At 71.1% G+C, this 20,607-nt stretch carries 21 protein-coding genes; 5 read left to right on the top strand and 16 right to left on the bottom strand.

All coding sequences use genetic code 11. From position 1 onward, the window contains the following. Positions 1–187 precede the first annotated feature (187 nt). The 4 genes from ligA to ACGH52_RS27140 form a co-directional block, all read right to left on the bottom strand. Positions 188–2,395 (bottom strand): NAD-dependent DNA ligase LigA, encoded by a 2,208-nt coding sequence (gene ligA, locus ACGH52_RS27155; RefSeq protein WP_399943093.1) that lies wholly within the window; start codon positions 2,393–2,395, stop codon positions 188–190. Between the two features lie 15 nt (positions 2,396–2,410). After that, positions 2,411–3,406 (bottom strand): methionine synthase, encoded by a 996-nt coding sequence (locus tag ACGH52_RS27150; RefSeq protein ID WP_076976445.1) that lies wholly within the window; start codon positions 3,404–3,406, stop codon positions 2,411–2,413. A gap of 64 nt (positions 3,407–3,470) precedes the next feature. Next, positions 3,471–4,160, bottom strand: a complete 690-nt coding sequence (locus tag ACGH52_RS27145) for an SDR family oxidoreductase (protein ID WP_059302331.1) — start codon at positions 4,158–4,160, stop codon at positions 3,471–3,473. 27 nt (positions 4,161–4,187) lie between these two features. Then, positions 4,188–4,727, bottom strand: a complete 540-nt coding sequence (locus ACGH52_RS27140) for a TIGR00730 family Rossman fold protein (RefSeq protein ID WP_171987417.1) — start codon at positions 4,725–4,727, stop codon at positions 4,188–4,190. 96 nt (positions 4,728–4,823) lie between these two features. Here ACGH52_RS27140 and ACGH52_RS27135 point away from each other — a divergent pair, with 96 nt between their 5' ends. Then, positions 4,824–5,156 (top strand): DUF427 domain-containing protein, encoded by a 333-nt coding sequence (locus ACGH52_RS27135; RefSeq protein ID WP_059302287.1) that lies wholly within the window; start codon positions 4,824–4,826, stop codon positions 5,154–5,156. A gap of 37 nt (positions 5,157–5,193) precedes the next feature. After that, positions 5,194–5,973: an alpha/beta fold hydrolase gene (locus ACGH52_RS27130; protein WP_399943088.1), complete on the top strand. Its 780-nt coding sequence runs from the start codon at positions 5,194–5,196 to the stop codon at positions 5,971–5,973. Positions 5,974–5,986: 13 nt separating this feature from the next. Here ACGH52_RS27130 and mnmA read toward each other — a convergent pair whose 3' ends face one another. Continuing rightward, positions 5,987–7,117 (bottom strand): tRNA 2-thiouridine(34) synthase MnmA, encoded by a 1,131-nt coding sequence (gene mnmA, locus ACGH52_RS27125; protein WP_361465045.1) that lies wholly within the window; start codon positions 7,115–7,117, stop codon positions 5,987–5,989. A gap of 60 nt (positions 7,118–7,177) precedes the next feature. Between mnmA and ACGH52_RS27120 the strand changes: the two genes are divergently transcribed. After that, the gene (locus tag ACGH52_RS27120; RefSeq protein WP_399943085.1) at positions 7,178–7,906 is read left to right on the top strand and encodes an N-acetylmuramoyl-L-alanine amidase; all 729 of its coding nucleotides are present in this window, start codon (positions 7,178–7,180) and stop codon (positions 7,904–7,906) included. 16 nt (positions 7,907–7,922) lie between these two features. Here the strand turns inward: ACGH52_RS27120 and ACGH52_RS27115 are convergent, their stop codons facing one another. The 3 genes from ACGH52_RS27115 to ACGH52_RS27105 all read right to left on the bottom strand — a co-directional run bounded on the left by ACGH52_RS27115 (position 7,923) and on the right by ACGH52_RS27105 (position 9,683). Then, entirely contained in the window at positions 7,923–9,092 is a 1,170-nt protein-coding gene (locus ACGH52_RS27115) for a cysteine desulfurase family protein (RefSeq protein ID WP_399943082.1), read from the bottom strand. 91 nt (positions 9,093–9,183) lie between these two features. Further along, positions 9,184–9,477, bottom strand: a complete 294-nt coding sequence (locus ACGH52_RS27110) for a DUF4190 domain-containing protein (protein WP_076976439.1) — start codon at positions 9,475–9,477, stop codon at positions 9,184–9,186. A gap of 35 nt (positions 9,478–9,512) precedes the next feature. Beyond that, positions 9,513–9,683, bottom strand: coding sequence for a hypothetical protein (locus ACGH52_RS27105; protein WP_210974408.1), 171 nt, complete (start codon positions 9,681–9,683; stop codon positions 9,513–9,515). 141 nt (positions 9,684–9,824) lie between these two features. Here ACGH52_RS27105 and ACGH52_RS27100 point away from each other — a divergent pair, with 141 nt between their 5' ends. After that, positions 9,825–10,454, top strand: coding sequence for a TetR family transcriptional regulator (locus ACGH52_RS27100; RefSeq protein ID WP_399943079.1), 630 nt, complete (start codon positions 9,825–9,827; stop codon positions 10,452–10,454). A 13-nt stretch (positions 10,455–10,467) separates the two neighbouring features. Here the strand turns inward: ACGH52_RS27100 and ACGH52_RS27095 are convergent, their stop codons facing one another. After that, entirely contained in the window at positions 10,468–11,328 is an 861-nt protein-coding gene (locus ACGH52_RS27095; protein WP_399943076.1) for a thioesterase family protein, read from the bottom strand. 25 nt (positions 11,329–11,353) lie between these two features. Beyond that, positions 11,354–12,097, bottom strand: a complete 744-nt coding sequence (locus ACGH52_RS27090) for a TioE family transcriptional regulator (RefSeq protein WP_399943074.1) — start codon at positions 12,095–12,097, stop codon at positions 11,354–11,356. Between the two features lie 58 nt (positions 12,098–12,155). Here ACGH52_RS27090 and ACGH52_RS27085 point away from each other — a divergent pair, with 58 nt between their 5' ends. Further along, entirely contained in the window at positions 12,156–13,361 is a 1,206-nt protein-coding gene (locus ACGH52_RS27085; RefSeq protein ID WP_399943071.1) for an erythromycin esterase family protein, read from the top strand. Positions 13,362–13,374: 13 nt separating this feature from the next. Here the strand turns inward: ACGH52_RS27085 and ACGH52_RS27080 are convergent, their stop codons facing one another. The 6 genes from ACGH52_RS27080 to ACGH52_RS27055 all read right to left on the bottom strand — a co-directional run bounded on the left by ACGH52_RS27080 (position 13,375) and on the right by ACGH52_RS27055 (position 20,595). Then, the gene (locus tag ACGH52_RS27080; RefSeq protein ID WP_003973517.1) at positions 13,375–14,034 is read right to left on the bottom strand and encodes a trimeric intracellular cation channel family protein; all 660 of its coding nucleotides are present in this window, start codon (positions 14,032–14,034) and stop codon (positions 13,375–13,377) included. A gap of 78 nt (positions 14,035–14,112) precedes the next feature. Next, positions 14,113–15,486: an ABC transporter ATP-binding protein gene (locus ACGH52_RS27075; RefSeq protein WP_399943068.1), complete on the bottom strand. Its 1,374-nt coding sequence runs from the start codon at positions 15,484–15,486 to the stop codon at positions 14,113–14,115. Positions 15,487–15,509: 23 nt separating this feature from the next. Next, positions 15,510–16,607, bottom strand: coding sequence for an ABC transporter ATP-binding protein (locus ACGH52_RS27070; protein WP_076976434.1), 1,098 nt, complete (start codon positions 16,605–16,607; stop codon positions 15,510–15,512). Beyond that, positions 16,604–17,602 (bottom strand): ABC transporter permease, encoded by a 999-nt coding sequence (locus tag ACGH52_RS27065; RefSeq protein WP_076976433.1) that lies wholly within the window; start codon positions 17,600–17,602, stop codon positions 16,604–16,606. Before ACGH52_RS27065 ends, ACGH52_RS27070 begins: the two co-directional genes overlap by 4 nt. Before the next feature lie 108 nt (positions 17,603–17,710). Beyond that, positions 17,711–19,516, bottom strand: a complete 1,806-nt coding sequence (locus ACGH52_RS27060) for an ABC transporter substrate-binding protein (protein ID WP_210974406.1) — start codon at positions 19,514–19,516, stop codon at positions 17,711–17,713. Between the two features lie 71 nt (positions 19,517–19,587). Continuing rightward, positions 19,588–20,595 carry an ABC transporter permease gene (locus ACGH52_RS27055; protein WP_076976431.1) on the bottom strand — a complete coding sequence of 336 codons (1,008 nt, stop codon included), beginning with the start codon at positions 20,593–20,595 and terminating at the stop codon, positions 19,588–19,590. Between the last annotated feature and the right edge of the window lie 12 nt (positions 20,596–20,607).

Below are 20,607 nucleotides of genomic sequence, written 5' to 3'. Positions count from 1 at the left end.
CGTTGGAGACCCCTCCCCCTGTCACTCGGGGCAGGGGGGTGCCCCGACCGCAGCTGGGCACGGCGGGCGCACACCTCAACAGTAGGCCGCGGAAGGCTTCCAGGGGCACTGGTCGTCGACGGTTGCCCGAATGCCACCCGGCCACCCGTATGCATCTGATATGCGCCGATCGGGTGGCCTTCAACCGCTATTCCTCAGCCGAAAGCGCGACATCCGCCGCCGCTTCGGGTCCTTGTTCGAGCAGAACGGCGAAACCGTCTTCGTTCAGAACCGGCACTTTCAGTTGCATCGCCTTGTCGTACTTCGAACCGGGGTTGTCACCGACCACGACGAACGACGTCTTCTTGGACACCGATCCGGTCACCTTGGCGCCGCGGCTCTGCAGGGCGTCCTTGGCTCCGTCCCGGGTGAAGTTCTCCAGGGTGCCGGTGACGACGACGGTGAGTCCTTCGAGCGGACGCGGCCCTTCGTCCTCCCCCGTCGAGCGGTCCTCCAGAGGAACCCCGGCCGCCTTCCACTTGCGCACGATCTCGCGGTGCCAGTCCACGGCGAACCACTCCTTGACGGCGGTGGCGATGGTGCCGCCCACGCCGTCCGTGCTCGCCAGCTCCTCCTCGGTGGCCTGCTCGATGCGGTCGATGGAGCGGAACTCCCGGGCGAGGGCCTGGGCGGCGACCGGTCCGACGTACCGGATGGAGAGGCCGTTGATGAAGCGGGCCAGCGGGCGGGTCTTGGCCTCCTCGATGTGCTGGAGCAGGGCGAGGGTGTTCTTCTTCGGCTCGCCCTCCTTGTTGGCGAAGACCGTGGCGATCTTCTCCTCGCCGGTCTTGGGGTCGCGCTTGGGCAGCCCGCTGTCGGGGTCGAGGACGTACGCCTTGATGGGCAGCAGCTTCTCGACGGTGAGGTCGAAGAGGTCGCCCTCGTCCACCAGCGGCGGCTCGGACGGCTCCAGCGGCCCGGTCAGCGCGGCCGCCACGACCCCGCCGAAGTGCTCGATGTCCAGGCACTCCCGGCCCGCGAGGTAGGCGACCCGCTCGCGCAACTGGGCCGGGCAGGCGCGGGCGTTGGGGCAGCGGAGGTCGATGTCGCCCTCCTTCATCGCCTTGAGCGGCGTCCCGCACTCGGGGCACTCGGCCGGCATCACGAACTCCCGCTCGCTGCCGTCCCTGAGGTCGGCGACCGGCCCGAGGATCTCCGGGATCACGTCACCGGCCTTGCGCAGCACCACGGTGTCGCCGATGAGCACGCCCTTGGCCTTGACGACCTCCTGGTTGTGCAGCGTGGCGAACTCCACCTCGCTGCCGGCCACCGTCACCGGCTCGACCTGCGCGTACGGCGTGACGCGGCCGGTGCGGCCGACGCCCACCTTGATGTCGACGAGCTTGGTGTTGACCTCCTCCGGCGCATACTTGTAGGCGATGGCCCAGCGGGGCGCGCGGGCCGTGGAGCCGAGCCGGCCCTGGAGGCGGATCTCGTCGAGCTTGACGACGACGCCGTCGATCTCGTGCGCGACAGAGTGCCGGTTCTCGCCGTAGTACGCGATGAAGTCCCGTACGCCGTCCAGGCCGTCGACCACCCGGTTGTGCGGGGAGGTGGGCAGGCCCCAGGTCTTCAGCAGGTCGTATGCCTGGGAGAGGCGGGTCAGGCCCGAGTAGCCCTCCAGGGTGCCGATGCCGTGGACGACCATGTGCAGCGGGCGGGAGGCGGTGACGCGCGGGTCCTTCTGGCGCAGCGAACCGGCCGCGGCGTTGCGCGCGTTGGCGAAGGGCTTGTCCCCCGCCTCGTTCAACCGGGCGTTGAGCTCCTGGAACTTCTCCATCGGGAAGTAGACCTCGCCCCGGATCTCCACGAGGTCGGGGACCTTGTCGCCCGCCAGGCGCTCGGGGATCTCGGCGATGGTGCGGACGTTGGGTGTGATGTCCTCGCCGGTGCGGCCGTCGCCGCGGGTGGCGGCGCGGACGAGGCGGCCGCGCTCGTAGGTGAGGTTGACGGCGAGTCCGTCGACCTTCAGCTCGCACAGGAAGTGGTACTCCTGCTCGCCCAGCTCCCGGGCGATGCGCTCGAACCAGGCGGCCAGCTCGTCGTCGTTGAAGGTGTTGTCCAGGGAGAGCATCCGGGTGGGGTGCTGCACGGCCGTGAACTCGGTCGCGTAGGAACCGGCGACCTTCTGGGTCGGTGACTCGGGGGTGCGCAGCTCCGGGTGCCGCTCCTCCAGCTCCTCCAGGGTGCGCAGCAGCCGGTCGAACTCGGCGTCGCTGACGACCGGCGCGTCGTTCACGTAGTACCGGAAGCGGTGCTCCTCGATCTGCTCGGCGAGCTGCGCGTGCCGTTCCCGCGCCTCGGCGGGCACGCTCGTCGTCTCCGCCTGCTTGTCGCCCTGCTTGTCGCCGGCCACCGTATGGTCCTCCCGTTACTCTGGGTTGTCCGCGAGAGATCTTGCCGCCCGGACGCAGTGGGCGAGCGCGCGCCGGGCGTAGTCCGGGGAGGCACCCGCGAGTCCGCACGCCGGAGTGACGGTGACCGCCTCCGCGAGCAGCTCCGGACGCAGCCCCAGCCTGCGCCACAGCGTTCTGACACCCCTGACGCTACCGGCAGGGTCTGACAACGCGGTGTCCGTGCCCGGCACGACACCGACGAAGAGCCGGGTGCCGCCCTCGACGGCCTCGCCGATCGTGTCGTCGTCACGCTCGGTGAGGAGCGAGAAGTCGAAGGAGACGCCCGCGACGCCCGCGCGCCGCAGCAGGGCGAACGGCACGTCCGGCGCGCAGGAGTGGACCACGACGGGGCCGCCGTCGTGCACCCCGGCGACCTCGCGCAGCGCCGCCTCCACGGCCTGGCGGTCGACGGCGCGGTGGGTGCGGTAGCCGCTGGCGGTGCGCACCTGGCCGCGCAGGACTGCGGTGAGGGAGGGTTCGTCGAGCTGGAGGACGACGCGGGCACCCGGCACCCGGCGCTGTACTTCGGCCAGGTGCAGGCGCAGGCCCTCGGCGAGCGAGGCGGCGAGGTCGCGGCAGGCGCCGGGGTCGGAGAGGACCGCCTCGCCGCCTCGCAGTTCCAGGGCGGCGGCGAGCGTCCACGGGCCGACGGCCTGGACCTTGAGCGGGCCCTCGTAGCCCTGGGTGAACTCCTCCAGGGCGTCGAGGTCCTCCCCCAGCCAGGCGCGGGCCCGCTTGGTGTCCCGCCCCGGGCGGTCGCCGAGCCGCCAGCCGCTGGGCTCCACGCGCGCGTACAGCTCGACGAGCATCCCGGCGGTGCGGCCGATCATGTCGGCGCCGGGGCCGCGGGCGGGCAGTTCGGGGAGGAAGGGGAAGTCCTCGAAGCTGCCGGTGGCGGTCTTGGCGGCCTCTCGGGCATCGAGGCCCGGGAGGCTGCCGATGCCGGTGGCGGGGGCGAAGGTGTCGTTCACGGGGCAAGCGTACGCAGGGGCTGCGGGCCGGGTTCCGCCCCCGCCGCCCCTGCCGGGACGGCGCTCACCGTCCCGGGCGCACCGTCAGGTCGTTGACCTCCGCGTCCCTCGGGAGGTCCAGGGCCATCAGGATGGTGGTGGCGACGGACTCGGGGTCGATCCACTTCGCGGGGTCGTACTCCTTGCCCTCCTGCTGGTGGACCTTGGCCTGCATGGCGCTGGCGGTGCGGCCGGGGTAGACCGAGGTGACGCGGACGCCGTTCGCGTGCTCCTCCTGGCGCAGGGCGTCTGCGAGGGCCTTCAGGCCGTGCTTGGAGGCGCCGTACGCGGCCCAGCCGGCGTGGGCGTTCAGGCCGGAGCCGGAGTTGACGAAGATCACCTGGCCCTGGGCGACGCGGAGCTGGGGCAGGAGGAGGCGGGTCAGCTCGGCCGGGGCGACCAGGTTGACGTTCAGCTGGTTGAGCCAGGTCTTCGGGGTGAGGTCGCCGACCGCGCCGAGGTCGACGACCCCGGCGATGTGCAGCAGCGAGTCCACCCGGTCGGGCAGCGACTGGTGCGAGAGCGCCCAGGACAGCTTGGCCGGGTCGGCGAGGTCACCGACCAGGGTCTTCGCCCCGGGGAACGCGGCGGCCAGTTCCTTGGCGCGGCCTGCGTCGCGCGCGTGCAGCACGACCTCGTCGCCGCGTTCGTGCAGGCGGCGGGCGACGGCCGCGCCGATGCCGGAGCCCGCTCCGGTGATCACATGTGTAGCCATGCCCGCCATGCTCGCACCACCGGCGTCCTACTCGATGCCCTGGCTCTCCTCCAGGTAGGCGAGGGCGCCGACCGGCTCCTCGGCGAAGAACACCAGCTCGGTGAGGGGGCGGGGCAGGAAGCCCTCGTCCTCCATGCGGCGGAACTGCTCCCTGAGGCCGTCGTAGAAGCCCGCGGTGTTGAGCAGGACGACCGGCTTGTCGGTGTGCCCGTGCTTCTTCAGCTCCAGGATCTCGGTGGCCTCGTCGAGCGTGCCGGTGCCGCCCACCATGATGACCACGGCGTCGGCCTTCTCCAGCAGCAGCCGCTTGCGCTCGGCCAGGTCCTTCGCGATCACCATCTCGTCGGCGCCCTCGCGCGCCTTGGCCGCCAGGAAGTCCACCGAGACCCCGAGCAGCCGCCCTCCGGCCTCCTGCACGCCGTCGGCGACCACCTTCATCAGACCGACGTCGGAGCCGCCCCAGACAAGGGTGTGCCCGCCCTTTCCGAGCAGTTCGGCGAACTCCTTGGCGGGGCCCGTGTAGCGCTCGTCGAGGTCGGCGGCGGAGAGGAAGACGCAGATTTTCATGGCGTCCACCGTACGGCCCGGTCCGGAGGGGAAGAACCCGGCCTCCGGGGACGCTGTAGTGACGTGACGCAGACCACTGCCACCAGGAGGACGACCGTGACCAAGGGACTCAAGGGACACGTCATCACCGTCGAGCCGAGCGACCGGCACGTGCGCGCGGTGCACGGCGAACAGGTGCTGGCGGAGAGCGACGGGGCGCTGGTCCTGCACGAGACGGGCTGTCCGGACCGCTACTACATCCCGCCGCAGGACGTACGCGTCGACCTGCTGACTGCGTCCGACACCCGGACCCACTGCCCCTTCAAGGGCGACGCGTCCTACTGGTCGCTCCCCGGCGCGGCGGACCTGGTCTGGGCGTATCCGGACCCGAAGCCGGAGGTCGCGGAGATCAGGGACCACTTCTGTTTCTACGACGTCGAGGTGTCCTGAGCGCTGAATTCCGTGCCGTAGGGCAGTCTGCACAGGCATGGAGAAGACGACTGTTTCGCGTGACGGCACCCGCATCGCCTACGAACGTTCCGGGCGGGGACCGGCGGTCGTGCTGGTCAGCGGCGCCATGTCGACCGGTGCCACGACGGCGCCGCTGGCCGCCGAGCTGTCGGGCCGTTTCGACGTCACGGTGTACGACCGCCGGGGGCGCGGCGAGAGCGGCGACACGGCGCCCTACGCGGTGGAACGCGAGATCGAGGACCTGGCGGCGCTGATCGAGGCGGTGGGCGGCGAGGCGTCGCTGTACGGCATGTCGTCGGGCGGCGCGCTGGCGCTCCGGGCGGCGGCGAGCGGTCTGCCGGTGCGCCGGGTCGCCGTGTACGAGGTGCCGTACGCCATGGACGACGCCGCCGCGCGGGCCGCGGCCGAGTACACCGAGCGGCTGACCGAGGTGCTGGGGCAGGGCCGGCGCGGGGACGCTGTGGAGCTGTTCCTGCGCCGCACGGGGCTGGGCGAGGAGATGATCCGCGGTGCCCGGCAGTCCCCCATGTGGGCCGGGATGGAGTCGCTGGCGCCGAGTCTGGCGTACGACGACGCCGTGCTGGGCGACAGCCGGGTGCCCCGCTCCGAGATCGCCGCGATCACCGTCCCCCTGCTGGTCCTCGCGGGCGGCGCGAGCGACGCGTGGTGGCACGAGGCCGCCCGCGCGATCGCGGACGCGGCTCCGGAGGGCACCTACGGCACCGTGGACCGGCAGACCCACATGGTGGAGCCGGGCGTGCTGGCGCCGGTGCTGGCGGAGTTCCTCGCCGGGTGAGCCGGCGGGCGGCTCAGGCCGCGCCGGCCGTCGCGCGCGTGGTGGACGCGATCGTCGCCGAGCCCACCACGCGGGTGCCGTCGTACAGCACGATCGCCTGGCCGGGGGCGACGCCGCGCACCGGCTCGGTGAAGGTCACCTCCAGGGTGCCGTCGACCAGTTCGGCCCGTACCTCGGTCTCGCCGCCGTGGGCGCGGAGCTGCGCGGTGTAGGTGCCGGGGCCGGTGGGGGCGGCGCCGCACCAGCGGGGCTTGATCGCGCGGAGGGCGTCGACGTCGAGCGCCTCGGCCGGGCCGACCGTCACGGTGTTGTCCACCGGGGAGATGTCCAGGACGTAGCGCGGCTTGCCGTCGGGGGCGGGGGTGCCGATCCTGAGGCCCTTGCGCTGGCCGATGGTGTAGCCGTACGCGCCCTCGTGGGTGCCGAGCCGGTTGCCCGCCTCGTCGACGATGTCGCCCTCCGCCTTGCCGAGACGGTCCGCCAGGAAGCCCTGGGTGTCGCCGTCGGCGATGAAGCAGATGTCGTGCGAGTCGGGCTTCTTGGCCACCGCGAGGCCCCTGCGCTCGGCCTCCGCGCGGATCTCGTCCTTGGTGGTGACCGTGTCGCCGAGCGGGAACATCGCGTGGGCGAGCTGCCGGTCGTCGAGCACCCCGAGGACGTAGCTCTGGTCCTTGGCCATGTCGGAGGCGCGGTGCAGCTCGCGGACGCCGTCCTCGCGCAGGACCACCTGCGCGTAGTGGCCGGTGCAGACGGCGTCGAAGCCGAGGGCGAGGGCCTTGTCGAGGAGGGCGGCGAACTTGATCTTCTCGTTGCAGCGCAGGCAGGGGTTGGGGGTGCGGCCGGCCTCGTACTCGGCGACGAAGTCCTCGACCACGTCCTCCCGGAAGCGGTCGGCGAGGTCCCACACGTAGAACGGGATGCCGATGACGTCCGCGGCGCGGCGGGCGTCGCGCGAGTCCTCGATGGTGCAACATCCCCGGGCGCCCGTGCGGAAGGACTGCGGGTTCGCGGAGAGCGCCAGGTGGACGCCGGTCACGTCGTGCCCCGCCTCGGCCGCGCGGGCGGCGGCGACTGCGGAGTCGACTCCGCCCGACATGGCGGCGAGGACACGGAGGGGGCGGGTGCGCTGCGGAGTGTCAGTCATAGCCCCTCCAGAGTACGGGGAGGCGGGAACCGGAGCGCGCGAGTATGCGTTGAAGATCGTATGGGGGCGAAGCAGGGTTCCACGAGCGGGTCCACACCGGGCGGGTCCGGGGACGCTGACCGGCGCATCGGCCGCCGCGCGCTGATCGTCGGCGGTGCGGCGGCGGCCGTGGGCACCGGTGTGCTGGCCCGTGACGAGTTGTCCCGGCTGTGGTGGCGGGTGCCGGGCGTCGAGCGGCCCCGCGAGGAGGGCGTGGTCGACTACGCGGGCGCGCGCTGGGTGGCGGCGTCGGACGCGAACTGGCGGCGGGCGGACCGGCCGGACGACTTCGGCATCGACATGGTGATCGTCCATGTCACGCAGGGCAGCTTCGACAGCGCGGTGCGGGCTTTCCAGGACCCGGGGCACCAGGCTGCCGCGCACTACATCGTGGGGCAGGACGGGCGCGTCACCCAGATGATCCGCGAGCTGGACGTCGCGTACCACGCGGGCAACCGCGACTACAACGAACGCAGTGTCGGCATCGAGCACGAGGGCTTCGTGGACCGCCCGCAGGACTTCACCGACGCGATGTACGCCGCCTCCGCGCGGCTGACGGCGAGGATCTGCGCGCGGTACGACATACCCGTGGACCGGGAGCACATCCTCGGCCATGTGGAGGTGCCGGGCACCGACCACACCGACCCGGGGCCGCACTGGGACTGGGACCGGTACCTGAAGCTGGTGCGGCGGGCGGCCACCAGCGGCCCGTCGAGGCCGCCGACCGAAGCGCCGCCGACCAAAGCCTGAGCCCTGACGGCGTCGCTTAGGACAGCCCCGCCGCCCTGGCCCGCTCCACCGCGGACCCGATCGCCTTGGCGAGTGCCTCCACGTCGGCCTCGGTCGAGGTGTGGCCGAGCGAGAAGCGCAGGGTGCCGCGGGCCAGGTCGGGGTCGGTCCCGGCGGCGAGCAGGACGTGGCTGGGCTGGGCGACGCCCGCGGTGCAGGCGGAGCCGGTGGAGCACTCGATGCCCTGGGCGTCGAGCAGGAGGAGGAGGGAGTCGCCCTCGCAGCCCGGGAAGGTGAAGTGGGCGTTGGCCGGCAGGCGGCCCCCGGGCGACGGGTCGCCGCCGAGGATCGCGTCCGGGACGGCCGTACGGACGGCGGCGACCAGGTCGTCGCGCAGGGCGCCGATCTCGCGGGCGAACCACTCGCGCTGCTCGGCGGCGAGGCGCCCGGCGACGGCGAAGGAGGCGACGGCGGGGACGTCGAGGGTGCCGGAGCGCACATGGCGTTCCTGACCGCCGCCGTGCAGGACGGGGACCGGGGTGTATTCGCGGCCGAGCAGCAGCGCGCCGATGCCGTAGGGGCCGCCGATCTTGTGGCCGGAGACGGTCATGGCGGCGAGCCCGGAGGCGGCGAAGTCGACCGGGAGCTGGCCGAAGGCCTGGACCGCGTCGGCGTGCAGCGGCACGTCGAACTCGGCGGCCACGTCGGCGAGTTCCCGCACCGGCATGATCGTGCCGATCTCGTTGTTGGCCCACATGACGGTGGCGAGCGCGACGTCGCCGGGTTCGCGGGCGATGGCCTCGCGCAGCGTCTCGGGGTGCACCCGGCCGTGGGCGTCGACCGGCAGGTACTCGACGGTGGCGCCCTCGTGCTCGCCGAGCCAGTGGACGGCGTCGAGGACCGCGTGGTGCTCGACGGGGCTGGCCAGGACCCGGGTGCGGGCCGGGTCGGCATCGCGGCGGGCCCAGTACAGGCCCTTGACGGCGAGGTTGTCGGCCTCGGTGCCGCCGGAGGTGAGGACCACCTCGCTGGGGCGGGCGCCGAGCGCTTCGGCGAGGCTCTCGCGGGCCTCCTCGACGGTGCGCCGCGCCCGGCGGCCGGACGCGTGGAGGGAAGAGGCGTTGCCGGTGACGCTCAGGTGCGCGGTGAGTGCCTCGACTGCCTCGGGAAGCATCGGGGTCGTCGCGGCGTGGTCGAGGTAAGCCATGGTGCGGCCGATTCTACGGGGCGGTTCCGCCCGGTCCCGGACCAAGGCCCGCCTCGTCGCGCGGCGGCCCGCACCGGCGTTGCGCGGTGGCTCACAGACTCCACGACATCGTGTTGTCGGCGGACATGAACACCACCAGGACCAGCAGGTCGGCGACGCCCAGGCCGAGGCCGAGGAGGGCCCGGCCCGGGCGGGCGGTGCCGCGCCACAGGGCGATGCTCGCCAGGGCGATGGCTACGGGGCCGAGGAAGACGTTGAGGACGAGCAGACCCAGCAGGCCGAGGACGAAGGAAGCGACGGCCATGCCGTCGGTGTCGTGGATGCCGGTACGACGGGTGGCGCGGTCGGTGTCGGTGGTGCGCTTGGCCGGTGCGGTGAGCTGCATGGCTTTCTCCCTGCCGTGCGTCGGTGGACCGTGTGTCAGTGGGCGGACGTGCCGCTCCGCCGACGGCCGTGCCGCTCGCGGAGGGCGAAGACGCCGAGCCAGACGGCGATGACCAGTCCGGCCGCGACGGAGAAGCTGAGCGGTGCGTGGGCTACGGCGCCCAGGACCACACCGAGGAGCAGAAGTGCGACGACGAGAAACACCATGGAGCTGATCCCCCAATCCTGCGTGGACACTTCGGTGAACGAGCGTCGGTGAACGATTGTGGTTACAGTTGTTCACTGACTTCCCAGTCTAGCGCGCCGTACGGCTTTTCAATTCCGGAGAACAGTTGTTAACTGCATGGCATGAGTCACACCCCCGGCGTTCGGCAGGCGCAGAAGCGGAAGACCCGGCAGGCGCTCCTCGACGCGGCGCTCGGCCTGCTGGAGGAGCAGAGCCTGAGCAGCCTGGGTCTGCGTGAGGTCACCCGCGCCGTGGGGGTCGCCCCGACCGCCTTCTACCGGCACTTCCACTCCACGGCGGATCTCGGTGTGGCGCTGGTCGAGGAGGCGCTGGGCAGCCTGCACCCGATGATCCGGACGACGATGTCACCGGGCGAGGACGACGAGGAGGAACGCATCGCCCGCGCGGTCGAGTTGATCGCCGGTCATGTGGCCGCGCACCCGGCCCACGTCCGCTTCGTCGCGCGGGAACGGCACGGCGGGGTGCAGCCGGTGCGCCGGGCCATACGGGAGCAACTGGCGCGGTTCGCCGAGGAGGTGAAGGCCGAGCTGGCCACGGACGCGTCGGCGGCGGGCTGGAGCGAGACCGATCTGCGCATGCTGGCGGGTCTCTACGTCGACCAGATGCTGATCACGGCGTCCCTGTTCCTGGAAACGCTGGACGCCCCGGAAGAGGAACGCCGCCGGGCCGTCGAGACGGCACGGCGGCAACTGCGGCTGATCAGCATCGGCCGCGCGCACTGGCTGGACTGAGCGGGCCGCAGGGTCAGCCGAGGCGGACCCGGGCCAGCTGGCGGGACTGGGCGACCAGCCGGTCGGCGCTGTCCCAGACCTCGGCGTCCTCCTCCAGGAAGCCGCCGGCGAGGTTGCGGGTGGTGATCGAGACCCGCAGCGGGCCCGGCGCCGGGCGGCACCGCACGTGCACGGTCAGCTCGACCGTCGGCACCCAGCCCTTGAGCCCCAGCTCGAAGGCGGTCGGGGGCAGCGCGTCCACCGCGAGGAGCAGCGAGAGCGGGTCCGCGTCGCGGCCGTCGGCCAGGCCGAACCAGGCCCGCATCTCACCCCGGCCCGAGGGCTGCCCCAGCGCCCAGCCCAGGGTGGCGGGGTCGAGCTTGAGCATCAGCCGGTCGGCGATGGCCGAGCTGCCCTCGACCGGGGCGGGGCCGTCCTCCGGGCCGAAGCACTGGTCCATCGGCGGGATCGCGGGCGGCTCGGCCGAGGTGCGGACGTCGTCGGGCAGCGCGCCGAGGTCGCCGTAGGAGGCGAGGACCCGGATCCGCTCGACCTCGTTGCCCTCGTCGTCGTACTGGAAGAGGGAGGCCTGGCCGGTGGAGAGGGTGCGCCCCGTGCGGACGGTCTCGGTGCGCACGACCGCCGGGCCGGGCCGGGAGGCCGTGAGGTAGTGCGCCGAGATGGTGAAGGGGTCGGGGTGCGGGAGCGCGTCGCCGAGGGCCCGGCCCAGGACGGCCAGCAGATAGCCGCCGTTGACGGCGTTGATGATCGTCCAGCCGGCCGACAGGTCGAGGTCGTAGACGCCGGGGGCGCGCGGGGTGACGGCGGTGTCGCGGTCGAACTCGCTGTCGCCGATGGTGGCCCGGGTGGCCGCTGCGGAGGCTGCTTCTGGCATGCCTGCACGGTACAACAGGAAACTACTAAGCGGTAGCTTTCTCTTCTCGGTCTCGCGCGCGCAGATACGTCTCCAGTTCCGCCGCCCCGGACACCATCGCCCGGCCGCGGGCGGCGACCCGGTGGTGCCACTCGCGCAGGGCGGTCTCCAGCGGCTCCAGCCCTCCGGCCGAGCGCACCTGGGCGATCACGGACGCGATCCGCTCCAGCGGGTAGCCGCCCCGCCTGAGCTGGTGGGCGAGGCGGGCGTCCCGGATGTCGGCCTCGTCGTAGAGGCGGTATCCGGTCACCGGATCGCGGCGTGGGCGCACCAGGCCGGCGCGCTCCCACTTGCGCAGGGTCGCGGGCCGGATGCCCAGCTCCCCCGCGAGCGCCCCGATGAATCCACCCGCCGGTCCCCGGGCGCCCCCGCCGGGCTCGGGCACCAGGTCCCGCAGCGCGCCCTCCACCGCCTCCAGTGTCCGCCGGTCGTCGAGCAACTGGGCGTGGCTCTCGTCGATCAGCCGGAACGCCTCGTCGAGCGCGCCCCCGTTCACGCCCCGCATCACCGCGGCCGCCGTCGCGTGGCCGTGGCCCGCCACCAGGGCGAGGAAGGCGTCCAGGGCCCGGGCGTGCAGCGTGGTGTAGGCGCGGTAGCCGCTGGCCGTCCGGGCGGCGGCCGGGAGGATGCCGGCCGCCTCGTAGTTCCTGACCGCCTGCGCCGACAGACCGTGCGCACGGGCCAGGTCCACGGGCCTCAGTCGCCCCCCGCTTTGAAGGTTTCCGGTCACCTGACCTACGCTCCCACGCCAAAGTTTCAACCGAAGATTCAACGATACCGTTGAAGCCATGGCTGACCGCATCCAGGACATCGCCCTGCCCCTCGACGCCGCCGCCGTCATGCGGCTGTTCCCGGCCCCGCCCCGGTTGCTCGCCCTGGGTGAGCCCACCCACGGCGAGGACGCCCTGCTCGACGTGCGCAACGACGTCTTCCGGCAACTCGTCGAGCGGCACGGCTACCGGACGATCGCGATCGAGAGCGACTGCCTGCGGGGGCTGGTCGTGGACGACTACGTCACCTGGGGCACCGGCACCCTCGACGAGGTCGTGGCGCAGGGGTTCAGCCATCCCTGGGGCCCGAGCGCGCCCAACCGGGAGCTGGTGCTCTGGATGCGTGCCTACAACGAGGACCGGCCCGCCAACGAGCGGCTCCGCTTCGCCGGTTTCGACGGCCCGCTGGAGATCACCGGTGCCGCGAGCCCCCGGCAGGCACTCACCGCGCTGCACGGGTACCTCGCCTCCGCGGTGGACCCGGACCTGCTCCCCTGCGCCGCGCGGACACTCGACCGCCTGCTCGGCGCCGACGACCGGTGGACCGAGCCCGAGGCGATGACGGACCCGGCGCGGTCCGTGGGGCGGTCGGCCGAGGCCGGGGAGCTGCGGACGCTCGCCGCCGACCTGGTGTCGCTGCTCGACGAGCAGGCGCCGCACCTGCTCGCGACGGGCTCGCGCGACGCCTGGGACCGGGCGCGCCTGCACGGACGGACCGCCACCGGACTGCTGACGTACCACTACTGGATGGCCGAGGCCTCCCCGGCCCGCATGACCCGGCTGCTGGGCGTGCGGGACCGGATGATGGCCGACAACCTCCTCGCGCTCGCCGACCGGGGGCCGACGCTCGTCCACGCCCACAACGCCCACCTCCAGCGCGAGAAGAGCTCGATGCGGATGTGGCAGGGGCCGCTGGAATGGTGGAGCGCCGGCGCGCTCGTCGGCGCCCGGCTCGGCGGGGAGTACGCCTTCGTCGCCACGGCGCTCGGCACGATCCGGCACCAGGGGGTGGACACCCCGCCGCCGGACACCGTCGAGGGACTCCTGTACGCGCTCCCGCAGGACGACCCCTGCGTCCTCGACGCCGGACGGCTGGCCGACGCCCTCGGCGACCCGCGGCCCGAACCCCGGGTGTCCCCCTGGTACGGCTACGCGCCGCTCGACCCGGGCCACCTGGACTCGGTCGACGGGGTCGTCTTCGTCAAGGACATGCCGCGGCCCTGACGGGGGCCGGGGGTCAGTCCCCCTCCACCACCGTCGACCGGCGGTTCCAGGCGCGCGGCGCCCGCCAGTGGAAGCGCAGCGCGAGCAGCCGCAGCACGAAGGCCGTGACGACCGCGAGCCCGCTGGTGAACGGGGTGAGCGCCTCGTAGCGGATGCACAGCGCGACCATCGCGGAGCCGACGATCGCGGGGACGGCGTACAGGTCGCGGTCCCAGCGCAGCAGTGACGGCACCTCGTTGGCGAGCACGTCGCGCAGGACACCGCCGCCCACCGCGGTGGTCAGGCCCAGGCAGGCGGAGGCGGTCAGGCCGAGGCCGTAGTCGTACGCCTTGGTGGTGCCGGCGACGCAGAACAGGCCGAGCCCGGCCGCGTCGAAGATGTTCACGCCGGTCTGGAGGCGCTCCACATGGGGGTGGAGGAAGAAGACCAGCAGGGTCGCGAGCAGCGGGGTGAGGAAGTAGCCGAGGTCGGTGAAGGCGGCGGGCGGCACCGCGCCGATCACCAGGTCCCGGAACAGCCCGCCGCCGAGCGCGGTGACCTCGGCGAGGACGGCGATGCCGAAGACGTCGAAGTTCTTGCGTACGGCCAGCAGCGCGCCGGAGATGGCGAAGACGAAGATGCCGACCAGGTCGAGCGTGTGCTGGACGGTGGGGCTGAAGAGTTGCTCGTACACCCTTCCATTCTTACTCGACAGCGAGCCCCTGCCTTACAAACGAAGGCAGGGGCTCGCTGTTGGGTGAGGTGGGCGAGGTCACTTCTCCTTGGCGGGAGGCTCCTCGGCGGCCGGCTCGTCACCGTCCGACGCGGCGCCCTCGGACGCCTCGGTCTCCGACACCTCGGTCTCGGTCGCCTCGGTCTCGGTCGCCTCGGTCTCGGTCGCCTCGGTCTCGGTCGCCTCGGTCTTGGTCGCCTCGGTCTCCGACGCCTCGGTCTCCGACGCCTCGGTCTCGGTCGCCTCAGTCTTGGTCGCCTCGACCTCCGCGGCCACCGCCGCCGAGGTCGCCGCCGACTCGGCCAGCGCGTCCTCCGACACCAGCTCCGCGGCCTCCTTGGCGGCGGAGAGCAGGACGACGTCCTGCGGGGCCTGGTCCTCGAAGTTCTCCGGGTGGTGGCAGGCCACCTGCTGGCCCGGCCGCAGCTCCTTGAGCGGCGGCTCGGTGGTCGTGCAGATCTGCGTCGCCTTCCAGCACCGGGTGTGGAAGCGGCAGCCGCTCGGCGGGGCGATCGGCGAGGGCACGTCGCCCTTGAGCAGGATGCGCTCGCTCTTCGCGCCGCGCCGCGCCGGGTCCGGGATCGGGACGGCCGACATCAGCGCCTTGGTGTACGGGTGCATCGGCGTCTTGTAGAGCAGGTCGCGGTCGGCCAGCTCCATGATCTTGCCGAGGTACATCACCGCGATCCGGTCCGAGACGTGCCGGACGACGGACAGGTCGTGCGCGATGATCACGTACGTCAGGCCCAGCTCGCTCTGGAGGTCGTCGAGCAGGTTGACGACCTGGGCCTGGATCGACACGTCGAGCGCGGAGACCGGCTCGTCGGCCACGACCAGCTTCGGGTTGAGCGCGAGCGCGCGGGCGATGCCGATGCGCTGGCGCTGGCCGCCGGAGAACTCGTGCGGGTAGCGGTTGTAGTGCTCGGGGTTGAGGCCGACCACCGACAGCAGCCGCTGCACCTCCTTCTTGACCCCGCCCTCGGGCTGGACGCCCTGGAGCTTGAAGGGGGCGCTGACGATCGTGCCGATGGTGTGGCGCGGGTTCAGCGAGGAGTACGGGTCCTGGAAGATCATCTGCACGTCGCGGCGCAGCGGACGCATGCCGCCGACCCCGAGGTGGGTGATGTCCTTGCCCTGGAACTCGACCTTGCCCGCGGTCGGCTCCAGCAGCCGGGTGATCAGCCGGCCCATGGTCGACTTGCCGCAGCCGGACTCGCCCACGACGCCCAGCGTCTCGCCGGCCCTGACCTCGAAGTCGATGCCGTCGACGGCGCGGACCGCGCCGACCTGGCGCTGCAGCAGGCCCTTCCTGATCGGGAAGTGCTTCTGCAGCCCGGTCACCTTCAGCAGGGTGTCGCCGGGGGCGGCGTCCTTGGTGAGGGTGGTGCCGCTGGTCTGTGCGGGGATGGTCACCGCTTTGTCCTCTGCCTGGTCGCTCACAGCTTCGGCGCAATCTCTTCGGTCCAGATACGCTCCCGCTGCTCCTGCGACATGTGGCAGGCGGCCCAGTGCTTGCTGCCGACCTCGGTCAGCTCGGGGCGGACCGTGCGGGTGACGTCGTCCTTGGGCACGTCGGCGTACGGGCAGCGCGGGTTGAAGGCGCAGCCGGACGGGAGGTTGATGAGGGAGGGCGGCGAACCCTTGACCGGGATGAGGCGTTCCTGCTGGTCGCGGTCGAGCCGCGGCATCGAGCCGAGCAGGCCCCAGGTGTAGGGGTGGCGGGGCTCGTAGAACACCTTCTCCGCCGGACCGCGCTCCACGCACCGGCCGCCGTACATCACCAGGAGGTCGTCGGCCAGCTCGGCGACGACGCCCAGGTCGTGGGTGATGACGATGACCGCGGAGCCGAACTCCTTCTGCAGGTCCCGGATGAGGTCGAGGATCTGCGCCTGGACGGTGACGTCCAGGGCGGTGGTCGGCTCGTCCGCGATCAGCAGCTCGGGGTTGTTGACCAGCGACATCGCGATCATCGCGCGCTGGCGCATACCGCCGGAGAACTCGTGCGGGTAGCTGTCCACCCGCTTGTCGGGCTGCGGGATGCCGACCCGGTCGAGCATCTCCACCGCGCGGCGCTTGGCGGTCTTCTTGTCCACCTTGTGGTGGATGCGGTACGCCTCCACGATCTGCTGGCCGATCGTGTAGTACGGGTGCAGCGCGGACAGCGGGTCCTGGAAGATCATCGCCATCTCCCGGCCGCGCAGCTTGCGCACGTGGTCGGGGTCGGCGGACAGCAGCTCGGTGCCGTCCAGCCAGATCTCGCCCGATATCTGGGCCTTGCGCTTGCCGTACTGGCCGGCGGTGTGCAGGCCCATGATGCCGAGCGAAGTCACCGACTTGCCGGAGCCGGACTCGCCCACGATGCCGAGGGTCTTGCCCTTCTCCAGCTGGAAGGAGAGCCCGTCGACGGACTTGACCAGGCCGTCGTCGGTCGGGAAGTGGACCTTGAGGTCGCGTACTTCCAGGAAGGCGGTCGGCGCGGGCGAGGCGCCGGTGGGCTCGCCCACCGCTGCCCCGCTCTTGCTCAGTTCGGTCATGCGAGCCTCACTCGGGGGTCGATCACGGCGTACAGGACGTCCACCACGAGGTTGGCGATCAGCACCGCGAGAGAAGTGATCAGGACGACGCCCAGGATAAAGGGCAGGTCGTGGTTCTGGATCGCGTCCAGCACCTTCTGGCCGAGGCCGGGGAGGCTGAACGTGGTCTCGGTCAGGATCGCGCCGCCCATCAGGGCGCCGAGGTCCATGCCGAGCATGGTGAGCAGCGGGGTCAGGGTCGAGCGCATCGCGTGCTTGCTGATGACGACCTGTTCCTTGAGGCCCTTGGCCCGCGCGGTGCGGATGTAGTCCTCGCCGAGGATCTCCAGCATGGTGGCGCGGGTGATCCGGGCGTACATCGCGGCGTAGAGGAAGGCCAGCGTGATCCAGGGCAGGATCATGCCGCCGAGCCATCCGCTGAAGCTTTCCTCGAGCGGTACGAACTCGCCGTCGATCCAGCCGAGGCCGTAGGAGAAGATCGCCAGGCTGAGCAGACCGGTGAAGTAGATGGGGAGCGAGACACCCGCCAGGGCGATGACCATCGCGCCGCGGTCCCACAGCGTGCCGCGCTTGAGGGCGGAGAGCACACCGGCGGCCACACCGAAGATCAGCCACAGCACGGCGGCGCCGAGCGCGAGAGCGAGGGTCACCGGGAAACGCTCGGTCAGGACCGGCCAGACCGACTGCTCGGTCTTGAAGGAGTAGCCGAAGCAGGGCGCGGCGCAGTGGGTCACGTCGCCGCCGGCCGCGTAGGTGCGGCCCGCGAAGATGCCCTTGAAGAACTCCCAGGCCTGGACGAAGACCGGGTCGCCCAGACCCAGCTTCTGCCGCACACCCTCGACGGCGGCGGGGTCCGCCTGCTTGCCGACGAAGTTCAGGGCGATGTCGACCCCGGCCCACTTGGGGACGAGGAAGAAGATGCAGAAGACCACCAGGATGATGACCACGAGCATCACTACGGCGGCGAACAGCCGCCTGATGAGGTAAGCGAGCACGGGTTGCGGCCCGCTGCGTCCCGCGGGCCGCCGGAGGTCTTCCGGCGGCCCGCGGTCACGCCGCGCCGGCCTTCACCTGCCTTTCGTGCCGTACGGCGGGTGTACCGGTTACTTCTTGGGGTTCTTCAGACCGAGGTTCACGAAGTCGTACATACCGCTGTAGGCGTCGGTGGTGTACACGTTCGCGATGTTGCTGGAGCGCCAGTTGATGAACTTCTCGAAGACGAAGGGCAGGTAGTACGCGCCCTCCATCACCTTGTGGTTGATCTCCGAGGCGATCTTCGTCTTGCCGGCGTCGTCCAGCTCGGTCAGGTAGTCGGCGAAGAGACCGTCGATCTTCGGGTCGTCGATCATCGCGAAGTTGTTGTTCGCGCTGTCGAGGATGTAGTCGCTGTGCCACAGCGGCAGACCGTAGCCCTGCACGGACGGGAAGTCCGGGCCCCAGCCCATGATGATGATGCCGTAGCCCTTCTTCTTCACGTTCGTGGGGCTACCGATGACGCTGGCGTACTGCGAGCCGTCGTACTGGTCGATCTCGACGTCGATGCCGACCTTCTTCAGCGAGGCCTGGAGGGACTCGGCGGTGGCGACCTCGACCGGCTTGTTGTTGCGGACCGCGATGGTGGTCTTGAAGCCGTTCGGCTTGTTGCAGGCCTTCAGCTCTTCCTTGGCCTTCTCGACGTTGCCCTTCTTGTTGGCACCGGCCATCTCGTACGGGTCGTACTTCTGGCCCTCGGCACCCGGAACGGCGGGCGGCAGCATGTTGGTGCCGATGTCACCGCCGGCCACCGGACCGCCGCGCGCGGTCTGCAGGGAGACGTGGTCGGCCCCGTAGAGCACGGCCTTGCGGCAGTGGATGTTGTCGAACGGCTTCACGGTCTGCGGGAACGCCGCGTACCGGATGTAACCCGAGACCGGGTTGTCCAGGTTGGACTTGTGCTCCTTCAGGGCGGTGGTGCGGCCCTGCGGGGACAGACCGGTCTGCGCCAGGTCGATGTCGTAGTCGCCGGCGATCAGGCGGGCGTCCATGTCGTTGGCGTTGGTGAAGAACTTGATCGTGATCTTGTCCGGGTACGCCTTGCGGACCGGGTCCGAGCTCTGCTTCCACTCGGCGTTGCGGACCAGGGTCAGGTCCTTGCCGGGGTTGTAGGACTCGAACTTGTACGGGCCCGAGGAGAACGGGTGCAGGCCGTACTTGGACTTGGTGTCCTTGTCCTGGCGGACCGGGGACGCCGAGGTCAGCGCGAGCATCTCCTCGAAGTCCGAGTTGGCCTGCGGGAGCTTGAAGACGATGGTCTTGTCGTCCGGCGTCTCGATCGCCTTCAGGCCGAGCTTGTCCTTGGACTTGTCCTTGTACGGGCCCTTGTACTCGTCCTTGGGGTCGAGCACCTCCTTGAGGTACGTCGGGCCGCCGGACAGCACGTCCTGCGCCCAGACGCGCTCGATGCCGTACTTGACGTCCTTGGAGGTGATCGGCTTGCCGTCCTCCCAGGTGACGCCGTCACGCAGGGTGTACGTGTAGGTCTTGCCGTCGTCCGAGACCTTGGCGACGTCCGCGGCGAGGTCGGGGGTGACCTCCGCACCGGTCTTGCCCGGCTCCGTCTTGTTGGTGACGAGCTGGCGGCTGTAGTAGCGGGAGAAGTTCCACATGAAGCCGTAGTAGCCGCGCGTGGTGTCCCACGAGTCGGCGTCCTGCGTGCTCGCGAACTTCAGCGTGCCGCCCTTCTTGGCCTCGGAGGCCTGGGCGACCTTGTTGTTGGCCGCGTCGAAGCCGGCCGCGCCGTTCTTCGAACCGCCGCTGCCATTGTCGTCGTCGCCGCCTCCGCCGCACGCCGCCGTGGTCAGCAGCGCGGCGACCACTGCGGCAGCGGCCAAAGCCTGCTTGCGCCGCCCTGAGGTGCGTTGGGTAGTCACGATCTCGGATCCTCCGGATTAGATGAGAGACCCCGTGCAGGTGCCACGGGTCGCCTTGCGGTACGGCAGGGTCAGCGGGAGCCCTTCGGGTCCAGCGCGTCGCGCACGCCGTCACCGAAGAGGTTGAAGGCAAGAACGGTGATGAAGATCGCCACACCGGGGACCACCATGTACATGGGGTCCGACTTGTAGTAGTCGATCGCGCTCGAGAGCATCTGCCCCCAGGACGATGTGGGCGGCTTGACGCCCACGCCCAGGAAGCTGAGCGCCGCCTCGGTGAGGATGTTGGTGGGGATCATCATCGTGGTGTAGACGATGATCGGCGCCACCAGGTTGGGCAGCAGTTCCTTGAACAGGATGTAGAACCGTCCGGCCCCCAGCGACCTGGCCGCCTCGACGTACTCCCGCTCACGCATGGACAGGGTCTGGCCGCGGACCACACGGCCGATGTAGGGCCAGCCGAAGAAGCCGATGACCACGATCATCATGAGCAGACGCACGCCCGTGCCGCTCAGCCCCAGCATGGAGTCCGGCATCACGGACACCAGCGCGATGATGAACAGGAGCTGCGGGAAGGCCAGCAGGCCGTCCATGATCCGGCTGATGAGGGAGTCGACCCAGCCGCCGAAGAAGCCGGCGAGCACACCCAGCACGGTGCCGATGACCACGGCGACCATGGCGGACAGGAAGCCGACGAGCAGCGAGATCCGGGCGCCGTGGACGATGCGGGCGAAGATGTCGCGGCCGTTGACCGGCTCCACGCCGAGCCAGTGGTCGCCGTTGACGCCGCCCAGGGAGCCCGTGGGGGTGCCGAAGAGCGGGTCGATCATGTCCTCGTTGTAGGCGTTGGGCTCCTGCCCGTACAGGGAGGTGATCAGGGGCGCGAAGACGGCGACCAGGATGAGGACCAGCACCACGATGCCGCCCGCGAGGGCCAGCCGGTCCCTCTTCAGGCGCTCCCAGGCGATCCGGCCCAGGGAGCGCCCTTGTACCGACTTGGCCTCGGCGCCGGCGACCGCCGCTTCCTCTGCCGCACTCGGGGCCGCTTCCGCGGTCGGCTCGTGCAATGGTGCCGTCATCTGGCAGGGACC

This window comes from Streptomyces sp. BBFR25 (genome assembly GCF_044590125.1).
GTDB classification, from domain to species: domain Bacteria; phylum Actinomycetota; class Actinomycetes; order Streptomycetales; family Streptomycetaceae; genus Streptomyces; species Streptomyces canus_D.
The sequence above is the reverse complement of the archived record's forward strand: the minus strand, read 5'-3'. Positions and strand labels throughout refer to the sequence as shown.

Coding starts and splice junctions, on each gene's coding strand:
- ACGH52_RS27145 (WP_059302331.1), bottom strand. CDS start 4,160: ATGGCTACACATGTGATCACCGGAGCGGGCTCCGGCATCGGCGCGGCC.
- ACGH52_RS27140 (WP_171987417.1), bottom strand. CDS start 4,727: ATGAAAATCTGCGTCTTCCTCTCCGCCGCCGACCTCGACGAGCGCTAC.
- ACGH52_RS27130 (WP_399943088.1), top strand. CDS start 5,194: ATGGAGAAGACGACTGTTTCGCGTGACGGCACCCGCATCGCCTACGAA.
- mnmA (WP_361465045.1), bottom strand. CDS start 7,117: ATGACTGACACTCCGCAGCGCACCCGCCCCCTCCGTGTCCTCGCCGCC.
- ACGH52_RS27120 (WP_399943085.1), top strand. CDS start 7,178: ATGGGGGCGAAGCAGGGTTCCACGAGCGGGTCCACACCGGGCGGGTCC.
- ACGH52_RS27115 (WP_399943082.1), bottom strand. CDS start 9,092: ATGGCTTACCTCGACCACGCCGCGACGACCCCGATGCTTCCCGAGGCA.
- ACGH52_RS27110 (WP_076976439.1), bottom strand. CDS start 9,477: ATGCAGCTCACCGCACCGGCCAAGCGCACCACCGACACCGACCGCGCC.
- ACGH52_RS27105 (WP_210974408.1), bottom strand. CDS start 9,683: ATGGTGTTTCTCGTCGTCGCACTTCTGCTCCTCGGTGTGGTCCTGGGC.
- ACGH52_RS27100 (WP_399943079.1), top strand. CDS start 9,825: ATGAGTCACACCCCCGGCGTTCGGCAGGCGCAGAAGCGGAAGACCCGG.
- ACGH52_RS27095 (WP_399943076.1), bottom strand. CDS start 11,328: ATGCCAGAAGCAGCCTCCGCAGCGGCCACCCGGGCCACCATCGGCGAC.
- ACGH52_RS27085 (WP_399943071.1), top strand. CDS start 12,156: ATGGCTGACCGCATCCAGGACATCGCCCTGCCCCTCGACGCCGCCGCC.
- ACGH52_RS27070 (WP_076976434.1), bottom strand. CDS start 16,607: ATGACCGAACTGAGCAAGAGCGGGGCAGCGGTGGGCGAGCCCACCGGC.
- ACGH52_RS27055 (WP_076976431.1), bottom strand. CDS start 20,595: ATGACGGCACCATTGCACGAGCCGACCGCGGAAGCGGCCCCGAGTGCG.